General features: G+C 67.5%; 11 protein-coding genes and 1 pseudogene. 4 read left to right on the forward strand and 8 right to left on the reverse strand.

Going from position 1 to position 12678, the window contains the following annotated elements:
- Together FVW20_RS15245 and FVW20_RS15250 are read right to left on the reverse strand one after the other, a co-directional pair.
- Window positions 1-241 (reverse strand): annotated as a pseudogene (locus FVW20_RS15245) (AMIN domain-containing protein); the annotation flags it as partial.
- Between the two features lie 15 nt (window positions 242-256).
- Window positions 257-1156, reverse strand: a complete 900-nt coding sequence (locus FVW20_RS15250) for a tetratricopeptide repeat protein (protein ID WP_196610269.1) — start codon at window positions 1154-1156, stop codon at window positions 257-259.
- 411 nt (window positions 1157-1567) lie between these two features.
- Here FVW20_RS15250 and FVW20_RS15255 point away from each other — a divergent pair, with 411 nt between their 5' ends.
- The 3 genes from FVW20_RS15255 (at window position 1568) to FVW20_RS15265 (ending at window position 3703) form a co-directional block, all read left to right on the forward strand.
- Window positions 1568-1912 carry a hydrogenase maturation nickel metallochaperone HypA gene (locus FVW20_RS15255; RefSeq protein WP_015946780.1) on the forward strand — a complete coding sequence of 115 codons (345 nt, stop codon included), beginning with the start codon at window positions 1568-1570 and terminating at the stop codon, window positions 1910-1912.
- 9 nt (window positions 1913-1921) lie between these two features.
- Entirely contained in the window at window positions 1922-2578 is a 657-nt protein-coding gene (gene hypB / locus FVW20_RS15260) for a hydrogenase nickel incorporation protein HypB (protein ID WP_167121924.1), read from the forward strand.
- Between the two features lie 171 nt (window positions 2579-2749).
- Window positions 2750-3703: an Mrp/NBP35 family ATP-binding protein gene (locus FVW20_RS15265; protein ID WP_196610271.1), complete on the forward strand. Its 954-nt coding sequence runs from the start codon at window positions 2750-2752 to the stop codon at window positions 3701-3703.
- Between the two features lie 339 nt (window positions 3704-4042).
- Here FVW20_RS15265 and sppA read toward each other — a convergent pair whose 3' ends face one another.
- The gene (gene sppA, locus FVW20_RS15270) at window positions 4043-5053 is read right to left on the reverse strand and encodes a signal peptide peptidase SppA (RefSeq protein WP_196610272.1); all 1011 of its coding nucleotides are present in this window, start codon (window positions 5051-5053) and stop codon (window positions 4043-4045) included.
- 248 nt (window positions 5054-5301) lie between these two features.
- On the opposite strand from sppA, the gene FVW20_RS15275 reads away from it, so the two are divergent.
- Window positions 5302-6549, forward strand: a complete 1248-nt coding sequence (locus FVW20_RS15275) for a Smr/MutS family protein (protein ID WP_196610273.1) — start codon at window positions 5302-5304, stop codon at window positions 6547-6549.
- 148 nt (window positions 6550-6697) lie between these two features.
- On the opposite strand, the gene proC is transcribed toward FVW20_RS15275, so the two are convergent.
- The 5 genes from proC to FVW20_RS15300 all read right to left on the reverse strand — a co-directional run.
- Window positions 6698-7519, reverse strand: a complete 822-nt coding sequence (gene proC, locus FVW20_RS15280) for a pyrroline-5-carboxylate reductase (RefSeq protein WP_196610274.1) — start codon at window positions 7517-7519, stop codon at window positions 6698-6700.
- Between the two features lie 4 nt (window positions 7520-7523).
- Window positions 7524-7943 (reverse strand): nucleoside-diphosphate kinase, encoded by a 420-nt coding sequence (gene ndk, locus FVW20_RS15285; protein ID WP_007527740.1) that lies wholly within the window; start codon window positions 7941-7943, stop codon window positions 7524-7526.
- A gap of 410 nt (window positions 7944-8353) precedes the next feature.
- Window positions 8354-9994 carry a divergent polysaccharide deacetylase family protein gene (locus tag FVW20_RS15290; protein WP_196610275.1) on the reverse strand — a complete coding sequence of 547 codons (1641 nt, stop codon included), beginning with the start codon at window positions 9992-9994 and terminating at the stop codon, window positions 8354-8356.
- Window positions 9995-10225: 231 nt separating this feature from the next.
- Window positions 10226-11527 carry a S41 family peptidase gene (locus FVW20_RS15295; RefSeq protein ID WP_196610276.1) on the reverse strand — a complete coding sequence of 434 codons (1302 nt, stop codon included), beginning with the start codon at window positions 11525-11527 and terminating at the stop codon, window positions 10226-10228.
- Between the two features lie 29 nt (window positions 11528-11556).
- Window positions 11557-12678, reverse strand: a 1122-nt coding sequence (locus tag FVW20_RS15300; protein WP_196610277.1) for a murein hydrolase activator EnvC family protein, incomplete at its 5' end; no start/stop codon positions are given.

Below are 12678 nucleotides of genomic sequence, written 5' to 3' on the forward strand. Positions count from 1 at the left end.
CCTGGCCGGGAGCCAGGGCGCCCTGCCCGCCCTGCTCGAAGTAGGGCATGCCGGGCTGGCCCGGCTGTGCGGGCTGCCCCGGCAGGGGCTGACCCTGCGCGGGGGTCTGCATGGGAGCCTGCACGGAGGGCCCCTCCACCGGGGCGGGCTTTTCGTCGCCGGAACCGAAATGGTTGAACAGGATGAGCGCCATGGCGAACAACACGACGGAGGGGATCAGCATGGCGATGGTTTTGTTCATTTCTCGAAAGTCTCCTTACCGGGCGGCCTTGGGGGCCATCCCATCAACGTTGGCGGCGCCGTCCTTCCGCTCCAGCAGAAAGTCGAGAAAGCGACGCGAGGGGTCGAGGTCGGGGGTCAGGTCCAGCGATGCACGCAGGTGTCGTTCCGCCCGGTCCATATCGCCCATGTCGTAGTAGGCACGGGCGATGTTGAAATGCACGTGGCTGTCGTCCGGCGAAAGGTCCAGCGCGCGCAGATGATGCCGTATGGCGACGCGCGGCAGCTTGCTCTTGCGCAGGTTGATGCCGAAATCTGTGAACATGTGGCGATGGGCGGGCACGAATTCGCCGGGAGTCTCGGCCAGCCGCTCCAACGCACGCACGGCGCGGTCGCGTTCGCCGCGCCGCAGTTGGGCCAACGCGGTGGCAAAGTCCGCCCGCAGCGCACGCTCGGTCTGCGCGCCCACCTCGTGCCCGGCAATGTCTCCGGAACGGCGGACCGCATCGCGCCCGGCAGCCATGCCGGAGGTCCGGGGGCCGTCACTGGCCGGACTCGCCAACTTGGCCGGAGTGGCCTGACCGGCCGGACTGACCGTATCTTTCCAGCCTGACGCGGCCCGGGCAGAGGCCACGCCCCGGCCTGCCTCCTCGCGCTCTCCGTAGGCGGCGGCCATGGGCGCCGTCCTGATCGGCACGGCAAGGATGTCCGGCTCGAAGGCGTAGCTGCGCGCCAGTTCCGCCGTGCTGACGGCGCGGCGCTCGCCCGTGGGCTCCATGCTGGCCGACAGGGGCTGCACCACATAGCCGCCCGCGTCGTGCTCCCACACGAACCAGTAGCGTTTGCGCGCGGCGTTGCGCCCCGGCACGCCGCCTGGCCTGCCTGCCTGGCGCGGCGCGACGCTGGAATAGACGCCCTTGAAGATGCCGGTTTCCATATCTGCTCCTGTGGCGGCACGGCACGCCGCATGACGCAGGCGCGCCGGGCCCAGATGTACCCTTTTTCTCTGGCGTTGCAAACGGGCCGAGACATGCGGGACGGAGGCGGCAACGCGCCCGCCGGGTACGCTGCCGTCCCGGCCTGTCCTGTCTGCGCCCGGCGGGTTCTGCCTGCCCCTTTTGGGACTGACCGCGGGTGCCCGGTCCTGCCAGATCGTGACCGCCCCTGTGCGACAGGCTACGGCAAGCCCGGACAGAACCGACAGAACCGACAGAACCGACAGGGGCGGGCGAGGCCAGACGGATCAAGGCGGGACCGGGCACACAGCGGCAGGCAAGCACTACTCGCACTGCCGCGTCCCCAACTGGACGCGCCGGGGCTTTTCCTTTATCCATGCCGGATGCATGAAATGTCCGTCGCATCCAGCGTCATCTCCATCGTTCAGGAAGAGTTGGCCAAGCACTCCGCAACCCGGCTGCTGCTGGTTCGCGTGCGCTTCGGCGCGCTGGCCAACCTCGTACCCGAGGCCATGGAATTCGCCTTCGAGGCCATGACCATCGGCACCGACTTCGAAGGCGCCAAGCTGGAACTGGCCATGGCCCCGGTAAAGCTGCAATGCGGCGGCTGCGGCAAGGAGTTCGAGCCGCAGGGCAAGGAACTGCTGTTCGCGCCCTGCCCCGCCTGCGGCGAGGAGGCCGGGCACCATGTGCTGGCCGGGCGCGAACTGTACGTCGAACACATCGAAGCAGAATAGGGGGCTAGCGTGGAAATACCCGTGGTCAGGAACGTGCTGGAAGCCAACGACAAGATGGCCGTGCAACTGAAAGGCCTGTTTGCCCGGCACGGCATTCTGGTCCTGAACATGATCAGTTCGCCCGGCGCGGGCAAGACCTCGGTGCTGGAACGCACCCTGTCGGACCTGCGCGGCGAGTTCCGCATGGCGGTCATCGAAGGCGACCTGCAAACCGACAACGACGCCCGCCGCGTGGCCGCCACCGGGGCCAAGGCCGTGCAGATCAACACCGACGGCGGCTGCCACCTGGACAGCAACATGATCCTCGAGGCGCTGTCCAACTTCGACCTCGCGGAAATCGACATCCTGTTCATCGAGAACGTGGGCAACCTTGTCTGCCCGGTGGAGTTCGACTGCGGCGAAGACCACAAGGTGGCCCTGCTCAGCGTGACCGAGGGCGACGACAAGCCCGAAAAATACCCGCTGCTGTTCAATCTTTCCAAGGTCATGCTGCTGAACAAGGTGGATCTGTTGCCCTACGTGGACTTTGACGTGGAACGGGCCAAGCGTTTTGCCACACACCTGAACAAGGAACTGACCATCTTCCCCATGTCCTGCCGCAGCGGCGAAGGGCTTGAAGGCTGGTACGACTGGCTGCGCACGGCCCGGGCCGCCAAGCGCGGGTAGCGGCAAGCGGAACATTTCCCCCACGGGCTTGCGGCATGGCTGGCGCGTGGTTACAGTTGCATACGTCGGGCAGCATCCCCGTTCCGACGCCGAATTCACCCCCCGGCCCGTCCGGCACGCAGTTCGTGCCCGGACGGGCCGGGGGTATGCCATTGCCGGAGGCAACACCCCATGAGCGATTCTTCTTCCTGTCAGGGCTGCCCCAGCGCGGCCGGTTGCGGCTCCGCCGGAAATCCCGAGGGCTGCCCTTCTTCCTCCTCTCCAGCCGCAAGCTCCGGCTGCGGCGGCGGGTGCGGCGGTCCCACCCCGGAACAACAGGCCGAAGAGGCCCGCCTGCAGGCCACCCTGTCGCACATCCGCAACACCATCGTGGTCATGTCCGGCAAGGGGGGCGTGGGCAAAAGCTCCACCGCCGCCAACATCGCCGCCGGCCTTGCCCTTGCGGGCAAGCGCGTGGGCCTGCTGGATGTGGACGTGCACGGCCCGTCCATCCCCCGCCTGCTCAAGCTGGACGCGGCCCAGGCCAACGTGGACGGCGACACCATCCAGCCCGTGCAGTGGCGCGAGGGCGTTTCGCTCTCGGTCATGTCGCTGGGCTTCTTCCTGCCTGACGGCCGTCAGGCGGTGATCTGGCGCGGCCCTGTGAAGATGGGCTTCATCAAGCAGCTGCTGTCCGACGTGGCCTGGGGCGAGCTGGACTTTCTGGTGGTGGACTGCCCCCCCGGCACCGGCGACGAGCCGCTGTCCGTGCTCCAGTTGCTGGGCGACGCGGCCCGTGCGCTCATCGTCACCACGCCGCAGGCCGTGGCCGTGGACGATGTGCGCCGCTCGCTGGGCTTCTGCGAAGACCTGAACGTGCCGGTGCTGGGCGTCATCGAAAACATGAGCGGCATCGTCTGCTCCAAGTGCGGCAATGTGGAATCGCTGTTCGGACAGGGTGGCGGCGAACGCCTGGCCAGGGAAATGAACGTGCCCTTCCTGGGTGCGGTGCCGCTGGACCCGGAAATCGTCCGCGCGGGTGACGAGGGCAACATCTACATCGCCTCGCATCCCGACCGCCCCGCCGCCACCGTGCTGCGCACCATCGTGGATGCGCTGGTGGAAGCGGACGCGCCGCAGGGGTAGCTACAAAAGCAACCGGGGGAAGGAACCTTTTGCGCGCTGCGGTCGCCATCCGTAAGGTTCGCGCGTTGCGCTCACCTAACGGCTGCCGCAAAAGGTTCCTTCCCCCGGACCCCCAACCTCCCAAACTTTTCATTTGGTCCTTTGTACCCCTGTTGCAATCACGCAGCAGGGGTTACTTTACCTCTGTGAAAACAGTAAATTGAAAAGTTTGAGGGTGGGGATGGGGGTTCGGGGGAAGGGAGAGAACTTTGCGGCAGCCGTTAGGCGAGCCTGCGAGCCTTACGGATGGCGACCGCAAAGCGCAAAGTGCCCTCCCCCGATCATTCTTTCCTCCCCTCTCTACATCCCGGCCTCGGGCAGCCACAAATAATGGAACCCGGCGCGCGAGGCGGCGTCCATGCCGGGCAGGCCAAGGTCGATAAGGGCCATGCGACCGGACCCGGCGGGGGTGGTGGCGGTGGCGTATTCGGTGGCGCCCGGCAGGGGGTCGCGGCGATAGGTGACCACGCGCAGGTCGCTGGTTCCGCTCAGGCTGGCGGCTTCGGCCAGGGCATCCTCGAAGTAGCCGATGCGGTCCACCAGCCCGGCGGACAGTGCCTGGCGGGCGGTAAGGATGCGCGCATCGGCAAATGCGGCTTCGTGCCCGTGGCTGGTGGGCCTGCGATCGCGCACAAGACCCTGAAAACGTTCATTCATGTCGGCGATGATGGACCGGAACAGGGCCCGTTCCTCGTCGGTACCCTCGCGGAAGGGCGAACCCATGTCCTTGTGGTCGCCGGACTTGGTGACCACGGCGCGCACGCCGATCTTGCCCATGAGCCCCGCCACCTCGGGCCGCAGGAAGATGACGCCGATGCTGCCGGTGACCGTGGAGGGATGCGCCACGATGCGGTCGGCGGCAAGCGCGGTGTAGTACCCGCCGGAAGCGGCGGTATCCAGCATCAGGGCAACGACTTTCTGGCCGGTGCGTTCGCGGTGGCGCATCAGTTCGTGGTACAGAACGTCGCTGGCGGTAACACCGCCGCCGGGGCTGTCGATGCCCACGATGACGGCCTTCACGTCCGGGTCTTCGGCGGCCAGGCGCAACTGCGCCACCACTTCCTGCACCATGCCCGGACGCTCGCGAAACAGGCCGGACCTGGCGCGGTTGTCGATGACGCCGTTGACGTTGATCAGCACGGCCTTGTCCCGGCCCTTGCCGAACACGGTCTCCTCTCCGAAGGGATCTGACCCGCCAAAGAACGACGAGCGCGCGCCGCACCCGGCGAGCAGGGTGGAAAGCGCCAGCAGCAGCAGCATGAGAGCAGGCAGAACGCGCGCCACACGGCGCGGGGAATGCAATGTGGTCATGAGAACCTCCGTTGCGCTGGCGAGTACCACATTCGTCTGCCCGTGGACAATGCGCGGTCGGTGGCGCACAGGTAACACCATGTAACGGGCCGGGGGCCACTGCCGACACCGGGCGGGCCTTGACACCACCCCGCCCGGCACGGAGAATCCCCCACCAGAACCATCCCGCATACCGTCGGGAACGGCGGCGCGCCCCCTCATCCCGGACGTGCAGCGCCCGCCCCGCCCACATATCCCGGAGACGTCCCATGGCCGACACCCGTGACGATGATTTCGACAACGCCAACCCCTTCCGTTCGCTGAACAAGCGCGCCTTCCGCGACGCCCGTGCGCCCAAGCCCGCCGCGCAACCCGCACCTTCCGCGCCCAAGGGCGGGACACGCCACGGCGACGCCCAGAAGCATCACGACGCCCCCCTTTCCTCCGAGGACACCGAGGCTTTCCTGTTCGCCATGGGCGCGGTGCAGCGGCTGGACGCGCCGAAGAAGCCCGCAAAGGACAAGCCGCAGGGCCACGCGCACCCGAAGCCTGCCCCGATGTCCGTAACACCGGAGATGCCCGCATCGCCCCCGGTGGCCAGTTCTTCGCCGTCACCCCGCCCCGCTGCTGTCCAGACTGCCCGGCCTCGCGCCGCAGAGCGCGACAAGCTTGCACCCGGCACGGCGGCACGGCTGGACGCGGACGCCGGACGCAACGGCTTCGCGTTGCAGGACCAGCCGGGGTTCCGGCGGCTGCTGGAACACGCGGAGGGCACCCCCACGCCTGAAACCGGCCCTGCCGTGTCCCCATCTGCCTCTTCTGCCTCAGCCACTCCCGGCAAGCCCGAAGCCGTGCCGGTCACCGCCTCCGAACGCAAGGAGACGGTACGCCAGCGTTCGCGGCAAGCCGTGGCCGAGCACGAGCAGGCCCCGCCCCCGGACGAGGACAACCTGTTCAGCAAGGCCATGTCCGGCGTGCGCACGCTGGCGGGCAAGGGACGCGAGGTGCCGCCGGAAACCGCCCCGCGCGAGGCCGCTGCGCCCGCCGTGGGCCATCCGTTGCAGGACTTCATGGACGGCACGGTGAAATTCGCGCTTGAATTCACCGACGAATACCTGGAAGGCCACGTGGTGGGGCTGGATGCGCTGACCGTGGGCAAACTGCGCGCCGGGCAGTACAGCCCGGAAGGCCATCTGGACCTGCACGGCATGAACGCGCTGCAAGCCTACGAGGCCATGATCGGCTTCATGCGTGCGGCCTACCACAAAGGCCAGCGCACCGTGCTGGTCATACCGGGCCGGGGCAAGAACTCGCCCGACGGCATGGGCGTACTGCGCGAAAAGGTGCAGGCCTGGCTGACGCACGATCCGTTCAAGCGGGTGGTGCTGGCCTTCTGCACGGCCCAGCCTGCCCACGGCGGGGCGGGTGCGCTGTATGTGCTGCTGCGCAAGTACAAGAAGTCGCGCGGCAAGATCCAGTGGGACCGCACGCCCACGGACGCCGACCTGTTCCTGTAGGGACTGTCTCCCGCCATCATGCATCCCCAAGCGCAGAAATCCCCCGCCGCGTTGCCGCGACGGGGGATCGTGCGTTCCTGGTCCTTCCGCGGCACAAGGCCGGGGAAAGCCGGAGGGTCGGGGAAGTGCGGGATGCCGGATGCCCCCGTTACTTCTCCATTTCCAGCCCGCGCCTGTAGGCCGCCAGCACCGCATCCATGATGCGGCCCCGCACGGCCTCGCGGTCCAGCTGGTTCATGGCGGCGATGGTGTTGCCCGCGGGAGAGCATACCTGTTCGCGCAGCACCGAAAGGTGCGTGCCGGACTGCTCCGCCAGGGCCACCGAGCCGGAGAACAGGCCCTTGACCAGTTCCGTGGCGTCCTGCCGGGTGAACCCCAGCGTCACGGCCACCTCGGTCACCGCCTCCATGAAGTAGAAGACGTAGGCGGGGCCGCAACCCACCACCGCCGTGAAGGCGGTGAACCGGACTTCCGGCAGCACGATGGCCGTGCCGATGGATTCGAACAGGCCCCGCACCAGATCGCGCCGGGGCGCATCCAGTGCCGGGTCTTCGAAGCACAGCGCGTACACGCCCTTGCCCACCATGGCGGGGGTGTTGGGCATGACGCGCACCACCGGACATTCGGGACCGCCCGCTTCCGCAATGGCGGCCTTCATGGCCGCGATGGACACGCCGGAGGCGATGGACACCACCACCTTGTCCGGCGTGAGCGACGGCGCGATGGCGCGCAGCACGTCGGGCACCAGATACGGCTTCACCCCCAGCAGCACCACGTCGGCCTGTGCGGCCAGCGCGGCGGGGTCTGGCATGACGCGCACGCCGACGTCGGCCAGCGCAAGCACCTTGGCGGGCGTGGGATTGTACCCCAGCAGGGAAAGCCCCTGGCGGCCCGAAAGTCCGCGCAGGATGGCGGCCCCCATGTTGCCGCAGCCGATGCAGCCGAGAACGGTGCCCGTGGTGCCGCTCATATCACTACCCTACCATCTCCAGAGCGTTGAAGAAGTACGCGATTTCGTACGCAGCCGTTTCGGGCGCGTCGGAACCGTGCACGGAATTGGCCTCGATGCTGACGGCGTAGGTCTTGCGGATGGTGCCTTCGGCCGCGTTGGCCGGATTGGTGGCGCCCATCAGGTCGCGGTAGCGCTGGATGGCGTTGTCGCCCTCCAGCACGGAGCAGACCACCGGGCCGGAGCACATGTAGGTGACCAGGCTGTCGAAGAAGGGACGCTCGCGGTGCACGGCGTAGAAGCCTTCGGCCTGGCTGCGGGTGAGATGGATCATCTTCATGGCGACGACCTTCAGCCCGCTGTCCTGAATCATCTTCAGGATGGCGCCGGACAGGTTGCGTTCCACGGCGTCGGGCTTGATGATCGAAAAGGTGCGCTCGGCCATTCATTTCCTCCGGATACTGCAAGGTTTGCGGTTGCGGCGCGGGCGGCAACGGAACAGTTCACCCGCGCCCGTACAGGGGACATGCCATCAGGTGCGGCAGGCCGAGCTGAAAACGCCTCACTCACTTGCGGTTTCAGCCAGCACTACACGCACCAGCAACGCTGCGGCAATTTCGTTCTCCGGCAAGGAGGACGAGCCGCGCGTGGTCTCTCCAGGCGGTGCTGGCACAAGAGGGTATTTTGTTCTCTGCCAAGAAAGAACGCCGTTTTATGGAGGAAGTGCGGCAGCCGTTGGCGAGCTTGCGAGCCTTACGGATGGCGACCGCAACGAGTACTCTTATCGTACTCGACCGGAATAAAAAGGCGTTCTGACGCAGGCAGAGGGCAAAAGACACCTTGTGGCGGCACCGCCTAGTGGGAAAGCTGCCGAACGGTTACGATGGTAACCGTGCGATCCCGCGTCCGCGCCCACTCCTTCAGGGCGGCCACGGTTTCCGGCAGGGGGTGGCCGATGGCGATGGCCTGCCCCTCGGCCTGCGCGATGCGGGCCGCCTTGTCCAACTGGAACATGATGTTGCGCTTGTCGGCTATGACGTCGAGGAACACGTTCCGCTTGTAGGCGGGCAGCCCAGCGCGCTTCGCCTCGTAGTACAGTTTCGATGCAGGATGCGTCATGCTGTCGAGCACGAACATGCCGGTGCCGTCAAGGGCTTCGCACACGGTGCGCATGGCCGCCGCGTTCTGGGTGGCGCGCGAGCCCATGTGGTTGTTCAGCCCCACGGCATGGGGCACGCGGCGCACGGCATCGCGCACCAGCGCGGCCATTTCCTGCGGCTGCTGACCGGACAGGATGGCGCCTGGGCCGGGCTTTACCTGCGGATAGCGCACCGGCTCCATGGGCAGGTGGATCATCACCTCGCGACCGGCCCTGTGGGCCACCTCCGCCGCCTCGCGGGCGTGCGTGCTGCGCGGCCAGACGGAGAAGGTCACCGGGTAGTCCAGCGCGGCAAGGTCGCGCGCGGCGGACATGCTTTCGCCGATGTCGTCGATGACGATGGCCAGCCGCGCCCCGCCCGGCGCCACGGCCACGGGGGGCGGCGCGCCCTCGTAGAGCAGCAGCGAAATCTCGTGGGTGGGCAGGCCGTCCACGGTGACGATGAGCAGGTCGTCGGCCCGTTGCTCGACGTTGGCGGAGTCGGACCAGGCGGCCAGCGTTTCCTTCAGGGTCTGCACGAAGCGGTCGGGCGCGCCGTCCAGACGCATTTCCATACGCTGGAAGTGGAAGGCCTGGCCCTTGGCCTGACGGTTTTCGATGGAGGCCAGGCGCAGCCGGTCGCGGCCAAGACCCAGGCGGGTCACGGTCTGGACCAGGGCGTAGTCCACCTGCTTCACGCCCGCCTCCACGGGTGCGTCCAGGGTTTCCTCGTAGGGCAGGTTGCCGGGGGTCACCGGCTGGCGGACTTCGCCATTCGCCTCGCGCGCCTCGGCGGGAACGGGCTTGCCGTTGGCCGCGCGCTCAGGCTGGGCAGGCTGCGACGCATCGCCCCCGGCGGTTCCCGCCGCGCTCCCCTTTGCGGCATCGGTCGAAACATCGCCCCCGGGCGTATCGCCCACCGGGGTCTGGGGCAATTGGGGAAACCGGGGAAGCTGGGGCAGCTCTGCCTGCTCCCCGCGCTTCGCATCGCCCTTCTGCTGCTTCTGCCCCGGCTGCGGGGTTTGCGGTTTCCTGTCGTTCTTCTCGGCCACGGCGGGCTTGCGTGCAGAGCTGTCCGTGAACGGCTTCATGGGCGAACCGAACACGAACAACAGCATCACCAGCAGCGTGGCGGCCACGCAGATGGCCAGCACGGCCCGCGCCACCAGCGGCGTCAGGGTGGGCTTGCCGCGCTTGCCGCCGGAACGCCGCGTTCCGGATGTTGCCGACGGCTTGCCCGACTTGCCCGACTTGCCTGACTTATCCGACTGGCCCGATTGGGCGGGCTTGCGTCCCGCGCCCCCCTTGGCGTCATCCTTGCGGGGGGGCTTCTTCCCGGGGGTCTTCTCCCCTGCCATGCACTCTCCTGTTCCATGCCCGGGTCGTGCCGCGCCATCGGTGGCGCCGCCCGGCCTGCGGCATGGCCTGCCTGGATCGACATGACCCGGCATGACCCGCCACGGCCCGGCATGACCCGACATGCCCTGACATGCCCTGACATGACAGGGGCGCGGTCTCCCGCGCCCCTGGTTTATCATCGTATAGCGTTACAACGGCATCGGCAGCCCGCCGCCTGCGCGGCAGCGCGCCTACTGGATATCCTTGAGGCGGGGCAGGCGCTTCACGAACTGCAGCGCCATGCGCAGCTGGTTGTCCTTTTCCAGGGCCTGCTTCACGTCGTCCGCGGCCTTGGCCGAAGGACGCGCATCCTTGCCGGAAGAACCGTTTTCAAGGTGACGGTTCAGATCCTTTTCGCGCACCATGTTCAGCCGGTGGAGCTTTTCTTCCTCGCGCGGCAGTTCGAAGGGCACCTCGAAGTCGGGCTCCACGCCTTCCGCCTGGATGGAGCGGCCATTGGGCGTGTAGTACAGGGCCACGGTCAGCTTCAGGCCCGCGCCGTCGGACAGCGGAATGACGTTCTGCACCGAGCCCTTGCCGAAGGTGCGTTCGCCCAGGATGAGCGCGCGGTTGTGGTCGCGCAGGGCCCCGGCCACGATTTCCGAGGCCGAGGCGGAACCGGCGTTGACCAGCACCACCATGGGCACGGACACGTCGCCGGGCTGGGTCTTGGCGCGGTATTCGCGGCTGGCGTCTTCCATGCGACCGCGGATGGACACGATGACCCCATCCTTCAGGAAGGTGTCGGACACGCTCACGGCCTGGTCCAGCAACCCGCCGGGGTTGTTGCGCAGGTCGAGGATGATGCCCTTCATGCCCTTCTTGCCCGCTTCCTTCAGCGCGTCCACCAGTTCACCGGTGGTGCGTTCGCTGAAGCGGGTCAGGCGCACCCAGTGGTAGCCGTCTTCAAGCATCTTGGACTTGACGCTGATGAGAGGGATGGCGTCGCGCACCAGGCGCACCACTTCCGGCGCCTTGGCGTCGCGGTGCAGGATGGACAGTTCCACCTCGGTGCCCTTGGCGCCACGGATGCGGCTGACCGCTTCCTGGGTGGTCATGTCCTGGGTGGGCACGCCGTCCACGGCAAGAATGATGTCGCCGCTCTTCAGGCCCGCCTTGTGGGCGGGGGTGTCCTCGATGGGGGCCACCACGATGAGTTGGCCGTTCTCGCTGGAAATTTCGATGCCGATGCCGAAGAATTCGCCGGAGGTGCTTTCCTGCATCTCCTTGAACTCCTCAACCGACAGGAACGTCGAATGGGGGTCCAGCCCTTGCAGCATGCCCTTGACGGCCCCGTTGATCAGGTCCTTGCGGGGCACGTCGCGCACGTAATAGCGCTCCACCAGGTCGAGCACCTGACTGAAGCGCTTCAGCGAGTCGTATTTGCCTTCCTCACTGGCCGCACCAACGGTGCCGGGCACCAGCGCCGCCCCGCCGGAAATGGCGAGCACGCCAAGAATGAGCAGCGTGGCCGTCCACAGCGTCACACGCATAATGAAACCTCCGAAAGCCCGAAAAGAGGCTAATTTGCTGAAAGAAGCCACGCATCAGGGTTAATGGCTTTTTGGTGAAAACGCAATTCGAAATAGACTCCGGGCCCATTGGCGCCCGGGTAGAACCCGGCGGTGCCCACCTGCTGGCCGCCCCCCACCTCCTGCCCCAGCCGCAACGGACTGTCGGCCAGAAAGGCGTACAGCGTATAGTACGCCTGCCCGTGCATCAGAATGACGACACGACCGAACCCGCGCATGGTGTCGTTGTGCACCACGCGGCCATAGGCCACCGCGCGCACCGGCTCGCCCTGCCCCACCGAAATGCCCAGCCCGCGCACGGGGGGCTTGGCCTCGGGCGCGTAGCGGCGCACCACCCGGCCCTTGGCGGGCCACGGCAGGCGGCCCTTCTGCTTCTCTATGTCGCCGCGCGACAGGGCCTGCTCCAGCCGGGCATTGAGGGTCTGGATCATCTCGAAAAGGTCGGCCAGTTCCGCCTCGGCGTCCTCGCGCTGCTGGCGCACCGAAGACAGCGACTGGCGGAAACGCTGCTTGTCGGCAAGCAGCTTCGACCGGTCCGCCCCCAGCGCCTCCACCTGCTTGCGTACCTGCTCGGACAGGGCCTCGCGCCGGGTCAGGGCCTCTGCCATGGCGGTTTCCTGGGCGTGCAGTTCCTGCTGGCGCTCGCCGATGACCTTGTAGATTTCCTGCGTCCAGGCGTAGTCGCGCTCGGCCATGCGCCAGTCGGTCAGGTCGCGCGCGCCCACCCCCTTCTGGCGCACGTACAGCGGCCAGAGCAGTTGCAGCAGTCCGGACAGCGAGGCCTCCGTGCGGGAACGCTCGGCGGCCAGCCGCTCGTACGCGGCGCGCACGTCGGTGGCGGCGGCCTCCAGTTGGGAAAGTTCCTGCTCCTGCCGGGCCACCTTGGCCTCCAGCGCGGTGATGCGGTCTTCGGCCATGGCAAGGTCGGTGTTCAGGGCGCGTTCCTGCACCGAAAGCTTGGTGATGCTCTCCTGCCGGGCGCGCAGGCGGGTCTGCTGGGCCTCCAGCGCCTTGCGGATGTCTTCTTCCGTGGTCAGTTGCCCCACGGGCGCCGCCTTGCCGCGCGCCTCCCGGCGCTGCGGGGCGCCCCGCCCGCCCTTGCCCGACGGACC

Source organism: Nitratidesulfovibrio oxamicus (genome assembly GCF_015731765.1).
GTDB classification, from domain to species: domain Bacteria; phylum Desulfobacterota; class Desulfovibrionia; order Desulfovibrionales; family Desulfovibrionaceae; genus Cupidesulfovibrio; species Cupidesulfovibrio oxamicus.